We start from the raw sequence: 16,906 nt of genomic DNA, 5'->3' as shown, positions 1-16,906 counted from the left end.
GCCTGATAGGGGTCGTGCTGAGTTTGCTACTTAATCGTTGTGGTAAACGGAATACGCGTATACAAACCGTTTGGATCGTCGAGCAAGCCCAGCGTTCTTAGGCGATCGCGAAAAGCATAGATTTCTTGCGTCAGCGGGTCTTGGGCACCCGGTAGGCGCGAAATAATCTGGCCAAACAAACTTTCAAAAATTTGTTCTTCTAAAGTTCGCGGCTGAGGATATTCTTCAACCTGCCATTCTTCAAGGTCGGCTGCCCTTGCCGCTGCGGCGATCGCATCGCTTAACCCCCCAATTTCATCGACAAGACCCACCTCGGCTGCATCTACACCTGACCAAACCCGCCCCTGAGCGACCTGATCAACTTCGGCTGTCGTCATATCCCGCGACTCAGAGACAATGCCTAAGAAGCGGTTATAAAGCGTATCGACAATGTCTTGCTGTAAGGCAAGTTCTTGCGGCGATTGAGGACGAGCAATAGTACCAATATCGGCAAACTGAGCTGTTTTAACAACATCCCAGGTAATTCCATTTTCGTTGGCAATTTCTTTAAGATTGAGCAATAGGCCAAATACGCCAATCGATCCGGTGATGGTGGTTGGGGTAGCAAAGATAGTATCGCCAGGAGCCGCCATCATATAGCCGCCAGATGCGGCAAAATCGCCCATTGAAACCATCAAGGGCTTGGTTTCGCTGGCAAGCTCTACTTCGCGTGTAATCAGCTCAGAAGCGGCGGCACCGCCCCCCGGACTGTTAATTCGCAGCACAATGGCTTTGACATCATCGTCTTGACGGAGTTCTCGCAATAGCCGAGTGAGCGTATCAGACCCAACTAGCCCCGGTGCTGACTCGCCGCCGACGATTTCGCCTTCGGCATAGACAACAGCAATGGTGTTATCTGAGCTGTTGTCACTGGCAAACTCAGCCCTCAGACCATAGTCTACTAAGTCAACTTGGGGAAAATCTTCAAATGTGTCCGCCTCTGACTCTGTCAGTTCCCCTAGGTCTGACAAAACTTCGTCGAAATAAGCCACTTCGTCTACTAAACCCGCTTGTAGGGCTTCATCTGCCATCAGCAAGCCACCAGCATCGGCAATCTGCTGCAAACGCTGGGGCGTTAGGTCGCGCTCCTGTGCTGCTGTTGTGAGAAAGTCTTGCCATAGGTCGCTTAAGAGGGCTTGAGTTTGCTCACGCTCTTCCGGGCTGCTTTCTGTGCGAGTAAATGGCTCTACCGCAGACTTGTAGCGACCTGCGCGCAAAACCTGAACACCGACTCCATATTTTTGTAAGGCACCTGCTAAAAACTGGGTTTCCGCGCTGAAGCCATTAAGTTCTAAAATGCCGGAAGGATTCAAAATGATAGTATCGGCTACAGAAATGAGGTAATAGTCGCGCTCAGCCCACCCCATTTCGTAGGCAATAATGGGCTTGCCTGTCGCTTTAAACTTGACTAGCCCTTCTCTGACTTCTCGTAAAGTTGAGAGTCCTTCAAACGTATTACCTTGTAGCAGCAAACCCACAATGCGATCGTCGTTGGCGGCTTGATCAATTGCTTCTAAAACCGTTTTGAGCGAGACAGCCTGACCTAAGTCTCCATAAAGAGCCTCTTCTATAACAACTTCTGGGCCACCGGGTGGAATTGAGTTGGTAATGTCTACTGAGAGGTCAAAAACCAACAAAGACTTGTCTTCAATTTGGGGTTCAGTATCTCGTGAGGCGGTCGCAATGACGAAGGTTAAAAGCCCAACTGCCCCAAACCCAAGCAGGATCATTAGCGTCACTAAACTCAAGAACGCACCTACAGCACTAGCTGCTGTGTATTTTATGAAGTCTCGCATGATTGCAGTTGAACTCGTGAGGCGTCGGCAGGATGTTTTTTCTATGGTACTCGCTGCAGTTGGTGAGCGTCTCGTAGTTCTTGCAGATTGGCCGAACCTGTGCAAAACAGAGTAGTGGTGATCTCAGCGATGAGAACTTCTGTCAGCTCGTCTAAGGCAGTTTCTGATTCGTCGGCAGCTTTGAGAAAGGGCCAAGCCAAGCCCGCTAAATCTGCTCCTAGGGCGATCGCCTTGGCGACTTCTAGACCGTTTCGCAGACCACCCGAAGCAATGAGAGGCAGTTTGGGGGCAACGGAGCGCACCGCTAGAATGCACTCAGCCGTGGGCAATCCCCAGTCTGCAAAGGTTTGTCCGAGACGACGTTGTTTGCCATCTTGGGCACGCTGTCCCTCGACTTTGGCCCAAGAAGTGCCTCCGGCTCCAGCTACATCAATGGCGGCGACCCCGGCGTTGATCAGACCTTGGGCGTTGGCCGCAGAGATGCCGTTGCCGACTTCCTTGGCAATGACGGGTACCGTGAGCCGTTGACAAAGCTGTTCAATTTTGGCTAGCAGCCCTCGAAAATTGGTATCACCCTGCGATTGAATGCACTCTTGTAGGGGGTTGAGATGCAAAATGAGGGCGTCTGCTTCGAGCCAGTCTACAATCCGTTCACATTGCTCTAGACCATAGTTGTAGTTGAGTTGAACGGCACCTAAGTTTGCTAGCAGCAAAATATCAGGGGCGATCGCGCGGACTGAAAAAGTCGATTTTAGTGCCGGATTTTCAATTGCTACTCGCTGGGAACCGACACCCATCGCTAAACCACAGCGCTGGGCGATCGCGGCTAAACGGGTATTGATCAAATGAGCCTGCTCGGTGCCTCCGGTCATCGAAGAAATCAGCAAGGGGGCGGCCAAGGACTTGCCTAAAAAATGAGTCGATAGGTCAATCTCATCGCGATTGATTTCGGGTAAGCAACAGTGGACAAAACGATAGCGATCGAGGCCGTTGCTAATTTGGCGAAACTGCACGTCTTCGTCAATACAAATGCGTAGATGATCGGCTTTACGCACCTGAGTTTCGCTAGAAGCAAGGGAAAAAGGCGTTACGGTCATGAATGAATCAAGGTTTAAATAAATGGGATTTAAAGCTGGTAACCTGTAGTCTCCCACAGGCTCGACCCGCCCTAACGCCCCCTTTAACAATCTCCATGCTTTAACGCTTGAGTAGCTCTACCGCATCTCTTTGATCCGTAGTTTGTAGGTAGACTTTGACAACTTCTTCGCTAGCGGTGGGTAGCTGCTTGCCAATAAAATCAGGATGAATCGGAAGTTGCCGATGGCCGCGATCGATCAAAACGGCTAATCGCACCAGATCTGGGCGACCATAGTCACTCACGGCATTGAGGGCAGCTCGAATAGTGCGTCCGCTAAAGATAACATCATCTACCAGTACCACTGTGCGTCCGGCTAAGTCTTTTGGCAATTTGGTTTTGGCCGGGGTGCGAGTGCTAATTTTATCGAGATCATCTCGATAAAACGTGATATCCAGTGCCCCAACTGTAATAGGTGTTTGCTCTAATCGCTCAATTTGTTGCGCTAGGGTTTGTGCTAAAGGCACCCCCCGCGTATAGATGCCAACTAAAATTAGCTTTTCTAAATCGCCCGTTTTTTCCACAATTTCTGACGCCAGTCGATTGACTGTCCGGCGGATTTCTTCGGCAGATAAAATCTCAACGGTATCAGCAGGCATAAATTAAGTCACCTGAGCGACAGCAGGGCAACAAGACCGAGACTCAGCCATAGCCAAAAACTATGGCGAGTCAGCTTCAGCGCTTCTGCAACCACAGCGGGCGTAATGTCTCTGTCAGGGCTGCCCAAGAGCGGCTTCACTTTCGTAACCCCACGATAGCGATTTACGCCGCCAAGTTGAACCCTCAAAGTAGCGGCATAGGCGCATTCGCTCCAACCTGAGTTAGGGCTGGGGTCAGCGATCGCATCTTGACGGCACAACCGCCAAACGCGAAGTGGCCGTCCTGACTGTAGCGCAATTGTGGCTACTGTTAGTCGGCAGGGAAGCCAGGTCAAGCCATCTTCTAAGCGGGCGCTAAACCAGCCTAGATCCCGATAGGGGGGTTCTCGATAGCCCACCATTGAGTCTAAGGTGCTAGCAGCCTTGTAGGCGAAAGCAAAAGCCACGCTACAGACCGGAGAAATCAACGCGCCAACAAGCGCATAAAAGAGCGGTGCCATTACCCCATCAGTGGCATTTTCACTGACAGTTTCTAAGACGGCTCGCAAGATTTCGGCTTGGTCAAGATCGGCGGTATCGCGTCCCACATACCGAGCTAATTGCGATCGCGCTACCGCCAAATCACCCTGTTGCAAAGGTCGCAAGACGTCTTTGGCCGCCTCACCGAGACTGCGCTGGGCAAAACAGCTTGCCAGCAAAATGACTGCCAATCCAACCCCCAACAGCCAGCTTATTTGCAGACTCAAACAAACTAAGCCGCCTGCAATTGTGCTACTACCAACAATGACCAACAAGGCCAAAACTATACCAGAAAGCCTCTGTTTCCAAGCGGCATCGTGCTTCTGTAAGCTCCACTGACTATAGGTTGTGATAACGTGACCCATCACTTTAACCGGATGCGGCCACTCCCACGGATCGCCAATCAAAGCATCAACTAGGCCAGCCAAGATAAGCGTTATCATCGCCGCCTCAATCTCCAGGGTCATCGCACTCTAATAGCAAAGATTTTTTACAATTAGCTTCTCCTTCGCCGCCTAAACAATAAAGCTAATATTTTCTCCTTGAGCAGCTTGCCAACTGCGAGCATCGTAGTAAAGATCTTCTAATGAAATCTGATAAAGTGCCTCTTTGAGCTTTTCATGTAATCGCTTCCAGAGCGTTAGAGTTACCCAATCTTCTACCTGATGATCTGCAAGCGGCTGGTGAGGTAGCGGTTCAACCGTCTCACCAACGGCCTCTAATATTTGACCCAAAGAGATTTGATCGGGGGACAGTGCTAATAGATAGCCCCCTTGAGAACCTCTTACTGACCTGACGACTCCAGCTTTGCGAAGGGCGATTAACAATTTTTCTAAATAGGGAGCAGACAGACTTTGCCGTTCTGCAATAACGTTTACAGAAACAGGTTTATTCCGTGCTTGCAGACTCAAATCTAATAGAGCTTTAACACTATAATGGCCACGGGTCGTCAGCTTCATTTCGTTATCCGTCGTTTTAGTTGGTTTTCTGGCGTCATAAATTCACGATCTTGCCATTAGTATCTTTCGATTAAATGCAAAAAACTATTTCATTGTAGTATCATTTTTCATGGCAATATTAAAGTTGAAACTGTGTAGAGTTATAGACCCTATTGACTCTGCTTAGTGATTTTCACGTCCTGTAGGATATAGAGACTTAGGTTGATGGCTAGTGAAGTAAATGCAGATGCCCTTACGGGCAAAGCGCTCCTTAAAAAAGTAAAAGACTTGGAGCATCTGTCTAAAGAAGAGAAGGCAAAGGCTTGTGGCTACTATACCGTCACAAAAAACGGCGTAGAGCGAGTCAATATGATGAAATTTTTGAATGCCCTGATTGATGCTGAGGGTATTCAACTAGATAGCACTCAAAGCGGCAATGGCAGAGGTGGTCGTAGCGCCAGCTATCGCATTACGGTACAGTCTAATGGTAATCTTCTGATTGGTTCTGCCTATACCAAGCAAATGGGGCTAAAGCCTGGAGATGAATTTGAAATTTCTTTGGGCCGTAAGCATATTCGGCTCAAGCAAATTACTGAAGATGGCGAAGAGATAGATATGGATGATTAATCTCTAGCTATTGGTTGACTAGGTCTTAGAGACATGCAGTTTTGGGTTTCTCTAAGACCCATTTTTTTGCTTACCTAAGGGTCAGCGCCGCTTTAACGGGTCTTTAGTTGACTCTGGTTATAAAGCTAAGTGGCTACTGCTTGACTATCAATTTTGCTGCTGCCGAGGCAGAGCGCTGTGAAATTAGCCGATAAGTTTAGTTAAGGTACAGACTTACCAGGAAGAGTTTGGCCTATATTACCGAATGCTCAGCGATAACGCCAAAAAAATCTAAGCCGCTCAATTAAACTAAACGCACTATGAGTCTTCCTTTAATCCTAGACTTGGCTCTGGGGCTGATTTTTACCTATTTAATTCTGAGCCTCTTGGCTAGCGAAATCCAAGAAATTATTAGTGCTATTTTGCAATGGCGGGCAGAGCATCTTAAATATTCAATTGAGCAGTTGTTGGCGGGAGACAGCGCTGAAAGTAGAGCAGCGGCTCAAGAACTGGCTAACCAGCTATACAACAGCCCGGTTATTCGCAGTTTAAACCACGAAGCGAGAGGACGATTAGCCCGTCTATTAAGGCAATTTTTGCATTTTATCGGTCAAATTTATCGAACGGTGACTCGCACCCGAAACGTTTTTGGCACTCAAACGAGTGGCCCTTCTTATATTCCCTCAGAAGCTTTTGCGGCGACGCTGTTAGAAAATTTGCATTTGATTGACCTTCAGCGACTGCTAACGGAGTCGAGATTAGGAAATCTAGTTGAAGAGCGTATTCGATTACCAGTCAATCAAATTTTAAATGATTTACGTATTAGCACGGCTAATGAGTATCTGCTGGATCCTGAAATAAGACAGCTAGAGCAGTCTTTACAGCAAATTACTCAGGATTTTCAGGCTCGTCGAATTAATTTGACTCAAGCAGTCAGTCTACTGCTCAATAAGATAGACAGCTTTATTGAAATTGCGCAGCAGTCATTACCGCCTGAGAACCACCTCAGCCAGACGTTCCTAAAACGCTTAACTTTTTTAAGGCGCAACTTAGTGAATAGTGCTGATGAGCTGGCTTTGCTACTGCGCAAAATTCAGCCAACCCTAAGAGACTTGGTGCTTATTTTGGATGCCAAAAGTTCTATTTATCAGGAAGTCTCTGCTTTGGCAGCTCAAGAGGACGGACTGATTCGGGAGTTGATCAGTCGTATTAAACCCCAGCAGGTTCCGCCTAGATTGAAAGATAGTTTGCTGACTTTGGCGGAACAAGCTCAGTTAAAAGTACAACAAGCAGATGAAGAACTGCAACGGTTTCAAAAAGAGGTAGAAGCCTGGTTTGATCGCTCTATGACAAGAGCCGCAGGCGTCTATAAACGCAATGCTAAAGGAGTAGCTATTCTAATTGGGATTGCGATCGCGGTTGTATTGAATGCAGATAGCTTGCATATTGCCAGTCGCCTAACCACGGATCAGACCATCCGCGACAGCATTTCGGCGGCTGTGAGTCAGTTAGCCAATCAGGATTTGCAAGATTTGCAGCAAGAGCTAAACCTGGTGACCGAAGCGGTGGACAATTCTTTAGACCAGTTTCCGCTACCCATTGGGCGATCGCCTCAAGTGTTAGATTTGCAAGCTCAAGCCGAGGCCGAATGGGCTTTTCCGATTCCGAGGCGTTTTCTGGGCTGGCTGATTACTGGGTTGGCAATTTCGATGGGGTCGAGCTTTTGGTATGACTTACTCAACCGGGTGGTTAATGTCCGGGCGACAGGTAACAAGCAAGACATTTCCTCAGACAGTTAAGGCGACTCAAGGGCTTCGGGCAGCCAAACAATAAAAGCGGTACCGGGGCCGAAAACAGAATTTTGGGCGTGCTGGTTGAGCCAGTGTAAAGCCTCTTCCGACATCCAAGGCGTTTGCTCAACGGGGCTAACCACCTCAATTTTGCCTTGCATTTGAGTGATTAAATCTTGAGCGATCGCCAGACCTAGGCCAGTGCCAGCAATCGGCCCAGTGGATTGCCTACCGCGATAGTGCCGCTCAAAGACATGCGGCTGATCAGCCGCCGGAATGCCTGGGCCGCTGTCGGCAATCATAACTCCCTGATAGCGGATTTGAGGTTTTACCTGAAATAGCCCGGTTTGAATATAAATCCAGCTTCCTGCCGGCGCGTATTTGAGGGCATTATCAATCAGATTGCTAAAGACTTCTTGTAGCGCTTGGGCATCTCCTGAAACCGTCGGCAGGTCTGTATCGATGGCTGACTGGAGCAAAATCTGACGCTCTTGAGCTTGGGCAGCTGCCGAAATTAATAGCGGTTTGAGAACTGCTTTGAAAGAGCAATGAGCCAGGGTTAAATCGGTTCCTAGTCCAGAGCTAGGCAGTAGCGGTAAAGTTCGCTCAGCGCTGGTAGCACTCTCAACCAGCGGTCGATTTTGAGGGGCTGTCTTCTCGTCTATTCCTGAAGATAGGGCTAAGACGTCTGTATCTGTTTGCCACTGGCGATCGCCGTAGGCTACCGTGGCATCGAACTGTTGCAAAAGTTCTTGCAAGCGATCGCTTTCGCGAATAATTCCAGAAATCAAACTGTAGCTATTGTCTTCGGGTTGAAAGCGCTTAGCCAACAGTTTGCCAAAGGTTTTCAAAGCCGTCAGCGGATTGCGAAATTGATGCAGCAGGTTATGAAAAACATCCGACTGCTGATGCTGTTTTAAATGTCTTTGCTGGAGCGTTTGCCTGAGCCACTGATTTTGCTGATCGAGAAAGCGAGCGATCGCTAGCGTTCGGGTTACCTGGTCAAGCTGTGACCGTTCCTGGGTTGTCCAAGGGCGATCGCTACGCGCTGTCACCAAAAGGCCCATTACCACTTCTTCATGAATTAGCGGTAAAACCAAGCGCTTTTCACTCACCTGTGAGGTCTGTGCTATCGGCGGAGAAGGCGCAGTTAACGCCGTCGAAACTTGATTGGTGAATTCATCACTCTCGAACTGTGCGGCTTCCGTCCCGGTTTGCTGACGGCTGATCCAGCTCTGGCTGGCTGGCGATTCGATAGCTTGATCAGGCAGCGCATTTTCAACGACTTGCTGCCAAACAGCCGCAGACTCTGGATAAGCCACAATCGGAATCAGCTCAGCTTCTGGCTGATCGGCATAACGTTCTGTTAGGTAAACCACAGCAGAAGCTGCGCCTAACGTCTGAGTCAGTAAAACAATTTGTGATTGGCAAAGCTCAACAAACTCTGAGCTAACGGGCATCAACATCCGAAGCGACTTTCTTTTGAAGGAATTAATAAAAAGTTAAATTTTTGTCAAGGTTTTAACAAAATCGGTTTCTCTTTATAATTGCTCTAAAGCTTCTCTGAGTAAGGCATAGAAGGTTTTTGAAAGCATGTATTAGCAATTTTAAGAGAAGTTGAAATTCTAGAGTGAAGCCGATATACTTTGCAGGGTTGATTAGTTTTGTAACTAACACTACACCTTGTTGGCGATCACAGAGGAGGTAGGCGATTTGGCAAGGAGACGCAAGCGCAAGAGTCGTCGTCGTTTGGAAGGACGTCGGATTCTAGAGAGCGTACCTCAGTATAGTATCGAGAGTGGGAGCGAAAAGCCAGTCACGGCGGCTCGTAATTTCATTCACTCTGAGGGCATTGCTCCTCCGGCTTTACTTTTAGTAAAGCGGAACGAGCACACTACAGATCGGTATTTCTGGGCAGAAAAAGGTTTATTCGGTGCCCAGTATGTAGAAGAAAATCATTTCCTATTCCCCAGCCTCCGGGTTGAGGAAGACGAAGACGAAGTGATGAGTTTGAGCACTGTTGGGCACTAGACTTTAGTTCGCTTTCGATCGTCTTAGCTACCAGCTCAGGAGCAAACTGCAAACTTTTTTGCTAGTTGTTAGCAGACTGCACTAAGGCAGCGCTTAAGGTTGGGTTCTCTTCAGCAAACTTTAAGACAGCTTTGGAGTTGTGCCAACCGTCAGCTTTTTTGTTAAGACAATCTTTGCGATCTAGAAGCTCAACTATAAGTTGCGCAGATAGAGTCTGAATTAGCATCAGAAAACTTTGGTTCTCTGGTTGCCGATGCAGCATTAAATTACCCAGAGAGATAGGGCTAGCTTGGCTCTATCTCCTTTTCTGTGAGGGGAACTTTTTGTCGTAGTTGAATTAGCTCGTCGCGATGGGCGCGAATCGTCAATTGGCTAAGGAAATCGTTGGTTAGCGGGGGCGTCGGTTGTACCTTGAAAGCGATTTGTTCTCGGCGGCCTGCTCGACGCCAGTAAAAAACGCCAGCAAGGGGAGCTAGGAGCAACAGACCCAGCGAAAAGAAGGCTTGCTGAGGAAACAGAAAAGAAAAAATCAGGTTAAAGCAGAGAATGCCTATTGCGGCTAAGCCAGAAAGAAATATGGCCAAAAATCGGCTGGGACGAACAAAGCCCGATAGCGTGATTTGGCTGGCTTCTGGCTCAATCTGGCTTACTTGATAAGCACGGCTAGCGAAGTACTGCTGAAGTTGTTCAAGCAGGTCGGCTTCAGCAGATTTCGAGAAGAAAGTAAGGGTTTCTGTTCTATCTTTGGCTGAAGCCCGAATGAAAAAGAACAAGCCGACTGCAAGGAGTAGCGTTAAAAAGAAGGTGGAAGATAGTATAGCGGTCGTCATGGGTGATTTTTTGAACTCTAACCACACTTGGCTGTATACCCGTGCAGAAAGACCTGTGTTGAGGTCAAATAGCCTATTGCTGGCAAGGCCCTTTAAAAGCAATTTGCTTACCCTTTCTAGGGTAAGCAAAGATGGTGCATTTCAATCAGCAATTTTGGCTTAAAACCTACCGTTGCTGCGATCGCGCTAAAGCCTCTCCGGTGTGAGAAAACTCGTGTGTGCTGCGATCGCTCATATAGTGATGCCAGAGATCGGCTAAATTACGGGCTTGTAACTGCCAATCAGGACTAAGCCGATACATCCGCCGAGGCCGCCCTCGACCTTCTACTTTTTTCCAGTAACCCGTAATGGCATTTTGATCTTCTAAAAACTTGAGGGCGCTGTAAAGGACGGTGTCCGAAAGTCGATAGTGAGGATACTCATGCATCAGCAGCTGAATCAGTTCCGTGCCATAGGAATCTTGGTGAATCAGCACTGCCAGAACATAGCAGACCGCAAGTTCTTTATTAAGATAGACTGGCGGCGGATCCTCAAAGAACTGATAGATATCCTCAAACTTCATTGGACTGCTCCAAGCTTACTGTTCAACACAGACTGGTTAGGCAATGGCTGCAATATCAGCCACAGCGAGGCCGTAGCGGGATGTATTGAGCCAACTGTCAATCGCTAAACACAGTGCTGAAAAACCGCAGGGTGCTTTGCTCTGCGCAAATATACTGATTAAAGAAAATTTTCGCAGAGCAGCGTTCTCCAATGCTGCTGATTTTGACTATTGACGACTCAATTGCCCTAGGTCGTATCTGTCAATTTTAATCACTGAGCGTTCGCTTAGCTCACAAAGGGGGATATATAGTTACTCTCTGCAAATTTTTTTAGAGTTTATTAAACTTTCGGCTGGCAAAAGGCTTTATTCCGTTGCTGCATCTTCGGGAGCAGAGGGTGGGGCAGCAGTAGGCACAATGGTGCTAAATAGAATTTGGTCTTGCTGGGTGGCAACGAGTTCCATGCGAATAGGGCCAATGCTGAAGATTGGCTCTGCTGCGATCGCCCGCATGACAACAGAGCCATCTACCGTTTGAACTTGTTTCAAAAACTGTAGGACTGCATCTGAGCGGCCTTCGGCAATTTGAACCCGATTATCAATTACCCCATCTTGACTGCCCCTAAACTGGGTTGCTGCAATCAGTAATTGCAGCCTAGAAATCAGTTCTTGATCAGACGGATTGGCTGTTTCGAGCGTTGCCTCAGCCAGTTGTTCCCCCTGTTCGTAAATGCGGCGATTAAGGGTGGCATTGGCAAAAACTTCAATGCAAGGCTCTTCTCGTTGAATGACGCAAGGTTCGCCAACCACATAATTAGCTGCTGACAGAAAGCGGACAATATACTCCTGCCCATCGCTGATGCGATTAGTCAGTTGTTCTACATCGGCGTTGGTAATGCGAATAATTTGCTGGTTTGGTTCTTCGGTGCTGGGGTCAATGTTTTGCAGGGCTACCCAGTTCGCTTCCTGCAGGAGCCGCCTGACAATGGCAGTAGCTTGAACCGATTCCTGCACTTGCACTAATCGAGCCACCAAAGGCTCATTGCGGCCAATGGCCACACTGCCCTGACGCAGTCCTAAAAATTCTCGATCTAGCTGTTCAATTTGCTGTTCTAGATAAGCTTGCTGATCCTGTAGCTTTTGCAGACGAGTTTCGCGCTGAGCGATCGCTTGATCGCGTTGCGCAATTTCTTGATCGCGCTGGACAATTTCCTGATTGCGCTGGGCGAGTGCCTGATCGCGCTGCGCAATTTCTTGATCGCGTTCTGCAATTTGAGCGCGGACAGCAGCCTGTCGAGCTAAGAGATCTTTCCGCTCTGACTGTAAGCTGCTAATTTCTGAACGCAACCTTTGCGCTTGCTGGGAGACTGACTGCAACTGCTTTTGAGTTTGGTTGAGCTGAGATTGCGTCATGGCTTGACGTTCAACCGCTGTCTGCAGAGATTCATTGATGTTGCGAAGGCGCTGTCTCGCTCTAATTTGATCTCTAATAGCCGTTGCTAGTTCGTCTTCAACGCCAGTTTTAGCCGACTGCGTTGCCTGCAGATCCTGGCGAGCCTGCTTAAGATCTGCCTGGAGCGTTTCTAGCTCGAAAACGCCTGTTCTCAACTGGTCGCTAACGGCAAACAGCAAAGCCAGTGTCGTGCCTGAGACGACTCCTCCCGTCAAAATGCTAATAACAGTCGCCGTCTGGCGAGGTCGTAGGTTAAATAAAGTGAGCCTAGCCTTGCCAACTCGCATACCAATGCGATCGCCAACCGTGGCAATAACGCCACCGAGGACTAAGATCGCCAAAATCAGGACATACCCCGTGGTCATGGGCTAGAGGATGCAGTTCAGACTCCAGCCTACTGCATGTTTCTGCGATTAGGTGAACTGCTGACTGAGATTTACTGGGTTATGAACGGTAATTTTCTTTTTGTGAATGGAAATCAAGCCTTCTTGCCGCAAATCTCCCAGCAACCGGGTAACAGTAACGCGGGTTGAGCCAATTGCTTCGGCGATCGCTTGATGAGATAGCTTAAGGTCAACCGTAATGCCTTCCGTACTAGGAATGCCAAAGTCACGGCAGAGAATGAGTAAAAAGCTCACCAAGCGCGATCCCATATCGCGGTGAGCCAACGTTTCGATCATCATTTCAGTCTGCAAAATCCGTGAAGAAAGCCCACGCATCATATACATGGTCAATTCGGGATTTTCCTCTAATGCTTGTTCAACCTGCTCAATAGGAACTGACAACAGCTCTACTGGGGTAAAAGCAACAGCATGGTAAAAGCGATCGGAACGATTGCCTGTAATCAGCGACAAGACCCCAAAGACGCTATTTTCTCGTAGCAGAGCAACGGTAATTTCCTCGCCAGCTTCATAGACTCGAGAAAGCTTCACCGCTCCTTTGAGCAAAAAATAAACCCTTTCCGCCGGATCTCCTGGGAAAAAGATGGTCTTGCCCCTTTCATAGGTTTCAACAACGGGCGGAAAAGCGCCTCCAGAAAGCTGACGAAATACGCTAGCCAGTGGCTTATCTTGCGTCACAACCATACCCATAAGTAACCAGGAGCAGCAACTTGCCGTCAGAAACTGTTTGTTCGTGCTTTAAAGACAACAGTATATCTAACTCATTAAATCTTACAGATGCTAGAAGATGTTGACTTTAGACCACTTAAGCTTAACTAATAGACTGAGTTTTGTATAAAGAAATACTTTATTGCTCAAAAAAACTTTGAATCTATCCTTTGGGCTGTTTTATCCCGGCAAAATACGAACCTATAGTGGCGGTTGCTCGGTTCTCAAGGCGCTTCAATCCCTGCGCTTTTTCGTTAAGATGACTGGCTCGCTGAAGCCTTCAGCATCTATTCAGACGTCCCCATTTTTGAGTATTCTCCATAGTGCCTGTTAGACAAGGGGGACCATGATTAACTTAACCGCCAAGAACGCGTTGGTAACCGGAATTGCCAACAACCGCTCAATTGCTTGGGGAATTGCTCAACAATTATCCAGTGCTGGGGCTAACTTGGGTGTCACCTACTTACCCGATGAGCGGGGCAAGATGGAAAAGAAAGTGGCAGAACTGACAGCTCCTTTACAACCTTCGCTATTTCTGCCTTGCAACGTCCAAGATGATGAGCAGATTCAGGCAACCTTTGACGCTATCAAAGAAAACTGGGGACGTCTAGATGTGCTGGTTCACTGTTTAGCTTTTGCCAATCGCGATGATTTGACGGGTGATTTTAGCGCGACTTCTCGCGAAGGCTTTCGCACAGCTCTAGAAATCAGCGCTTATTCGCTTGTGCAACTGGCGCATTACGCTAAACCCCTGATGACAGAAGGCGGTAGCATTGTCACGCTGACCTACTTAGGGGGGGTACGCGTGGTGCCGAACTACAACGTCATGGGAATCGCCAAAGCTGCTCTGGAAATGAACGTTCGTTATTTGGCTTCTGAATTGGGGCCTGACAACATTCGCGTCAACGGCATTTCGGCAGGGCCTATCCGAACGTTAGCCTCCTCAGCGGTAGGTGGCATTTTAGATATGATTCACCATGTTGAAGCGGTGGCACCCCTAAGACGCACTGTAACGCAGCTCGAAGTGGGTAACACAGCGGCCTTTCTCTGTAGCGAGCTGTCTAGCGGCATTACAGGCCAGATTATTTATGTAGACTCAGGCTATGAAATTATGGGGATGTAGATAGCTGAGTTTGACCCTAAAGCCTTTTTGAGAAAGTTTTCAGCAGAAAGGGCACCGACGACTGGCCGTGTTTCGTCTCGGTGCCCTGACTGGTTCGCTCCTCACACACAACTAAGAGTATAGGCGAAGGCGCTAGTGTTGTCATCCCCAAAGCCGAGTGTGAAGGGTTAATTTTTCTTATCGCCTGGGGAGCAACCTATAGGTGTGGCGATGCTTCTATCTGGAATTCAACCACCAGGCAATGTTTAAGCAGGCAGCGAATCGTCATGAGGAGCTTGAGATAGGCCAGGGCCAGATCTTCTGTTTGAAAGTCTGCATAGCGGCGGCAGAACTGCTCTGTTTGATGGCTGAGTTGCAAAAGCTGGGCTAGGGGTGGTTGCTTGAATTTGAGCGGTGCTGAAAAACAGCTATCTGCCAACTCAATGACCGCGTGTAAAAGATTTTGTTCGGCTTGATGATGTGTGAATTGGGACGAGGCTGCTTGCTGGGCGATCGCCGCCAAATCTGAGAAAGAACCTTTGTAGACTTGCTGTAGGCGGTTGATTAACAAACAGCATCGCGCGTAATTATACTGAAGCCTGAAGCGGGCTTCTGCAGTAAGCTGGGAGGCATCAAATCGGGGAATATACTGAAAATCGCCCACTGATAAGTGATCTGCCCTCTGTTCTAATCTATCGCTTTTACTTGTATCCCAAAAATGAGTACACCATAGGCTTAAGCTTTTTTCCGGGAAGGTAAATCTTAGCCAACCATTGACAGCTATCCCAATTTCGACATCAAGCCAGATAGAATTGATGAAAGCGGTCAAAGGAGACTGATGATTAGAAATCTCAGGTATCGAAACTGGTGGGAGGGTTGCTAGCCGATTGATGAGATTTTGAGTAATCGATTGAACAGGCTGCTGGCAAGTTTTTTTGAGCTTTAGAGCGATGGGAGATTGATAGCTAACTTGAAATGAGTTTTTTGTTTTCGAGATTGGAAGACTTTGGATATCATTGTGAGCAAGTGAGAAGCTTAAACTTGGGCAATTAGTTACTTGAGATTGAGGAACTTGAATTGAGCAAGTGCTATCATACAAGGCTTGATACAGATGCACTTTCAACATCCATTGAAGTGAGAGGTACGGCATAAATGCTTTCAATCACTATTTCACTTTGAACATTGGTCGTAAGGTTGATCAGGCTAGTTTGTGTGTTCGAAATGCTGAAACAAAAGTAGATGGCCAATCGCTAGTTCCCGTCTTAGGCTTTAGCAAAAAGCTTGTAAACTCTAAAGTCTGAATTCTAAAACAGCATTGTAAGAAGTGATTAGCTAGTAGCGGTTGTTGGCTAGCAGCATGGGGAGGGCATAGTTCGAGCGATCGCATTTTTAATCGAAAGTCGAACGTTGAATCTTCTGTTTAACTATGCTTTTTGCGCTGATCCAGGCTGCTGATCTATTTGTGAACTCTATTGATTTCTCAACCCTGTTGTGAGCCATGTATTCATCTTCTCAAACCGACAACGCTCGCCCCTTTCTAACCTGGCAACGAATTTTAGACTGGGCACAAGAGCATTATCGCTATCGAATTTTTAATCGTGATGAAAAGGTGCCTGCGCGAGCAGGATTGCTTTATCTTGTCCATCGGGGAGCAATTCGATTAGTGGGCAATTCTCAAATTAGCGCTAGTCTTAAGCAAAAACACAGCACCTCCCGTATTCCCTTAGTGGCTGCAGAGGAGGCTTTTTTGGGATTTGTTGGGGCTGGCCAGCCCTTTGAAATTGTGGCTCAATCTCCTTTCAACTTGCAAAGCTTTGCTCATATTGATCAGACGGCTGTTATTTGGCTGTACTGGCATGATTTAGACAATTGGCCTCACTTTCGCCGGGAAGTGCTCGATGCTTTTCGCCATCAGCATCAGCGTAAGCTGCTTTGGCTCAGCACTTTAGGCCAGCGGCGCACGATTGATCGCTTGCTGGGCTTTTTAACCCTACTGATTGAAGAGTACGGTGAACCTTGTGAGCAGGGTTATTATTTACCCTGGACTTTGACCCATGCGCAGATTGGCAGTGCAATTGGGTCTACTCGCGTGACGGTGACGCGCTTGATGGGTAAGCTGCGACAGCGTAATCTGATTCAGCACTATGGTGACAACCTGATTTGTATGCCCACTGAGGCGGTTCATCAACAGCGGGCCTAGTCAGCCGCTTTGCTCCCTGATTGCGGAAACGGCGTATCTTGAAAGCTCTGGCACAATCTTGATTGCTAGAGCTTTCTCACTTTAGGGGAAATGGCTGCGGAAAGTTCGGTTTCTGAAAAATTGCCGCGCTTTTCTGCTTCTAGCGTTTGTCTAATGCCAAACTAGGACTATGCTGATCAGGGCAGAGTGTGGGCGGCTGATTTAGCAACTTATTGGAT

Annotated in this window: 16 protein-coding genes; 5 read left to right on the top strand and 11 right to left on the bottom strand. The window is 47.9% G+C overall.

Going from position 1 to position 16,906, the window contains the following annotated elements; all coding sequences use genetic code 11:
• Window positions 1-26 precede the first annotated feature (26 nt).
• The 5 genes from sppA to ACTS3T_RS04155 all read right to left on the bottom strand — a co-directional run bounded on the left by sppA (window position 27) and on the right by ACTS3T_RS04155 (window position 5,047).
• Window positions 27-1,835 (bottom strand): signal peptide peptidase SppA, encoded by a 1,809-nt coding sequence (gene sppA / locus ACTS3T_RS04175; RefSeq protein WP_377964380.1) that lies wholly within the window; start codon window positions 1,833-1,835, stop codon window positions 27-29.
• A 41-nt stretch (window positions 1,836-1,876) separates the two neighbouring features.
• Entirely contained in the window at window positions 1,877-2,932 is a 1,056-nt protein-coding gene (gene fni / locus ACTS3T_RS04170; protein ID WP_377964378.1) for a type 2 isopentenyl-diphosphate Delta-isomerase, read from the bottom strand.
• 100 nt (window positions 2,933-3,032) lie between these two features.
• Window positions 3,033-3,569, bottom strand: a complete 537-nt coding sequence (pyrR, locus tag ACTS3T_RS04165) for a bifunctional pyr operon transcriptional regulator/uracil phosphoribosyltransferase PyrR (RefSeq protein WP_377964376.1) — start codon at window positions 3,567-3,569, stop codon at window positions 3,033-3,035.
• A gap of 8 nt (window positions 3,570-3,577) precedes the next feature.
• Window positions 3,578-4,555 carry an adenosylcobinamide-phosphate synthase CbiB gene (gene cbiB / locus ACTS3T_RS04160; protein WP_377964374.1) on the bottom strand — a complete coding sequence of 326 codons (978 nt, stop codon included), beginning with the start codon at window positions 4,553-4,555 and terminating at the stop codon, window positions 3,578-3,580.
• 48 nt (window positions 4,556-4,603) lie between these two features.
• Window positions 4,604-5,047: an Rrf2 family transcriptional regulator gene (locus ACTS3T_RS04155; protein ID WP_377964372.1), complete on the bottom strand. Its 444-nt coding sequence runs from the start codon at window positions 5,045-5,047 to the stop codon at window positions 4,604-4,606.
• A gap of 204 nt (window positions 5,048-5,251) precedes the next feature.
• Between ACTS3T_RS04155 and ACTS3T_RS04150 the strand changes: the two genes are divergently transcribed.
• Both ACTS3T_RS04150 and ACTS3T_RS04145 read left to right on the top strand, forming a co-directional pair.
• The gene (locus tag ACTS3T_RS04150) at window positions 5,252-5,653 is read left to right on the top strand and encodes an AbrB family transcriptional regulator (protein WP_377964370.1); all 402 of its coding nucleotides are present in this window, start codon (window positions 5,252-5,254) and stop codon (window positions 5,651-5,653) included.
• Between the two features lie 299 nt (window positions 5,654-5,952).
• Complete coding sequence (locus ACTS3T_RS04145; protein WP_377964368.1) at window positions 5,953-7,431, top strand: hypothetical protein; 1,479 nt, start codon at window positions 5,953-5,955, stop codon at window positions 7,429-7,431.
• On the opposite strand, the gene ACTS3T_RS04140 is transcribed toward ACTS3T_RS04145, so the two are convergent.
• On the bottom strand, window positions 7,428-8,888 hold the full coding sequence (locus ACTS3T_RS04140; protein WP_462934806.1) for a GAF domain-containing sensor histidine kinase: 1,461 nt from the start codon (window positions 8,886-8,888) through the stop codon (window positions 7,428-7,430). The genes ACTS3T_RS04145 and ACTS3T_RS04140 overlap by 4 nt on opposite strands.
• Window positions 8,889-9,135: 247 nt before the next feature.
• On the opposite strand from ACTS3T_RS04140, the gene ACTS3T_RS04135 reads away from it, so the two are divergent.
• Window positions 9,136-9,453, top strand: coding sequence for a DUF3155 domain-containing protein (locus ACTS3T_RS04135; protein WP_377964460.1), 318 nt, complete (start codon window positions 9,136-9,138; stop codon window positions 9,451-9,453).
• Window positions 9,454-9,737: 284 nt separating this feature from the next.
• On the opposite strand, the gene ACTS3T_RS04130 is transcribed toward ACTS3T_RS04135, so the two are convergent.
• From ACTS3T_RS04130 to ntcA, 4 genes are all read right to left on the bottom strand, one after another.
• A complete protein-coding gene (locus ACTS3T_RS04130; RefSeq protein ID WP_462934805.1) occupies window positions 9,738-10,283 on the bottom strand; it encodes a cofactor assembly of complex C subunit B in 546 nt (181 codons plus the stop codon).
• Between the two features lie 166 nt (window positions 10,284-10,449).
• Complete coding sequence (locus ACTS3T_RS04125; protein WP_377964362.1) at window positions 10,450-10,845, bottom strand: PadR family transcriptional regulator; 396 nt, start codon at window positions 10,843-10,845, stop codon at window positions 10,450-10,452.
• A gap of 345 nt (window positions 10,846-11,190) precedes the next feature.
• Window positions 11,191-12,642, bottom strand: coding sequence for a DUF3084 domain-containing protein (locus ACTS3T_RS04120; protein ID WP_377964360.1), 1,452 nt, complete (start codon window positions 12,640-12,642; stop codon window positions 11,191-11,193).
• Between the two features lie 48 nt (window positions 12,643-12,690).
• Window positions 12,691-13,362, bottom strand: coding sequence for a global nitrogen regulator NtcA (gene ntcA / locus ACTS3T_RS04115; protein ID WP_377964458.1), 672 nt, complete (start codon window positions 13,360-13,362; stop codon window positions 12,691-12,693).
• 370 nt (window positions 13,363-13,732) lie between these two features.
• On the opposite strand from ntcA, the gene fabI reads away from it, so the two are divergent.
• Window positions 13,733-14,509 carry an enoyl-ACP reductase FabI gene (fabI, locus tag ACTS3T_RS04110; protein ID WP_377964358.1) on the top strand — a complete coding sequence of 259 codons (777 nt, stop codon included), beginning with the start codon at window positions 13,733-13,735 and terminating at the stop codon, window positions 14,507-14,509.
• Window positions 14,510-14,705: 196 nt separating this feature from the next.
• Here the strand turns inward: fabI and ACTS3T_RS04105 are convergent, their stop codons facing one another.
• Window positions 14,706-15,638: a hypothetical protein gene (locus ACTS3T_RS04105; RefSeq protein WP_377964356.1), complete on the bottom strand. Its 933-nt coding sequence runs from the start codon at window positions 15,636-15,638 to the stop codon at window positions 14,706-14,708.
• Window positions 15,639-15,986: 348 nt separating this feature from the next.
• Between ACTS3T_RS04105 and ACTS3T_RS04100 the strand changes: the two genes are divergently transcribed.
• Window positions 15,987-16,688, top strand: coding sequence for a Crp/Fnr family transcriptional regulator (locus ACTS3T_RS04100; protein ID WP_377964354.1), 702 nt, complete (start codon window positions 15,987-15,989; stop codon window positions 16,686-16,688).
• The last annotated feature ends 218 nt before the right edge of the window (window positions 16,689-16,906 follow it).

It is taken from the genome of Almyronema sp. (assembly GCF_052168255.1).
Lineage (GTDB): Bacteria > Cyanobacteriota > Cyanobacteriia > Phormidesmidales > Phormidesmidaceae > Sphaerothrix > Sphaerothrix epifaneia.
This window is presented reverse-complemented; position numbering and strand designations above follow the sequence as displayed.

Excerpts from the sequence above, each read along its gene's own strand:
- fni (WP_377964378.1), bottom strand. The coding sequence starts at position 2,932 with ATGACCGTAACGCCTTTTTCCCTTGCTTCTAGCGAAACTCAGGTGCGT.
- pyrR (WP_377964376.1), bottom strand. The coding sequence starts at position 3,569 with ATGCCTGCTGATACCGTTGAGATTTTATCTGCCGAAGAAATCCGCCGG.
- ACTS3T_RS04130 (WP_462934805.1), bottom strand. The coding sequence starts at position 10,283 with ATGACGACCGCTATACTATCTTCCACCTTCTTTTTAACGCTACTCCTT.
- ACTS3T_RS04145 (WP_377964368.1), top strand. The coding sequence starts at position 5,953 with ATGAGTCTTCCTTTAATCCTAGACTTGGCTCTGGGGCTGATTTTTACC.
- fabI (WP_377964358.1), top strand. The coding sequence starts at position 13,733 with ATGATTAACTTAACCGCCAAGAACGCGTTGGTAACCGGAATTGCCAAC.
- ACTS3T_RS04155 (WP_377964372.1), bottom strand. The coding sequence starts at position 5,047 with ATGAAGCTGACGACCCGTGGCCATTATAGTGTTAAAGCTCTATTAGAT.
- cbiB (WP_377964374.1), bottom strand. The coding sequence starts at position 4,555 with ATGACCCTGGAGATTGAGGCGGCGATGATAACGCTTATCTTGGCTGGC.
- ACTS3T_RS04120 (WP_377964360.1), bottom strand. The coding sequence starts at position 12,642 with ATGACCACGGGGTATGTCCTGATTTTGGCGATCTTAGTCCTCGGTGGC.
- ACTS3T_RS04100 (WP_377964354.1), top strand. The coding sequence starts at position 15,987 with ATGTATTCATCTTCTCAAACCGACAACGCTCGCCCCTTTCTAACCTGG.
- ntcA (WP_377964458.1), bottom strand. The coding sequence starts at position 13,362 with ATGGTTGTGACGCAAGATAAGCCACTGGCTAGCGTATTTCGTCAGCTT.
- ACTS3T_RS04105 (WP_377964356.1), bottom strand. The coding sequence starts at position 15,638 with ATGCCGTACCTCTCACTTCAATGGATGTTGAAAGTGCATCTGTATCAA.
- sppA (WP_377964380.1), bottom strand. The coding sequence starts at position 1,835 with ATGCGAGACTTCATAAAATACACAGCAGCTAGTGCTGTAGGTGCGTTC.
- ACTS3T_RS04150 (WP_377964370.1), top strand. The coding sequence starts at position 5,252 with ATGGCTAGTGAAGTAAATGCAGATGCCCTTACGGGCAAAGCGCTCCTT.
- ACTS3T_RS04140 (WP_462934806.1), bottom strand. The coding sequence starts at position 8,888 with ATGTTGATGCCCGTTAGCTCAGAGTTTGTTGAGCTTTGCCAATCACAA.
- ACTS3T_RS04125 (WP_377964362.1), bottom strand. The coding sequence starts at position 10,845 with ATGAAGTTTGAGGATATCTATCAGTTCTTTGAGGATCCGCCGCCAGTC.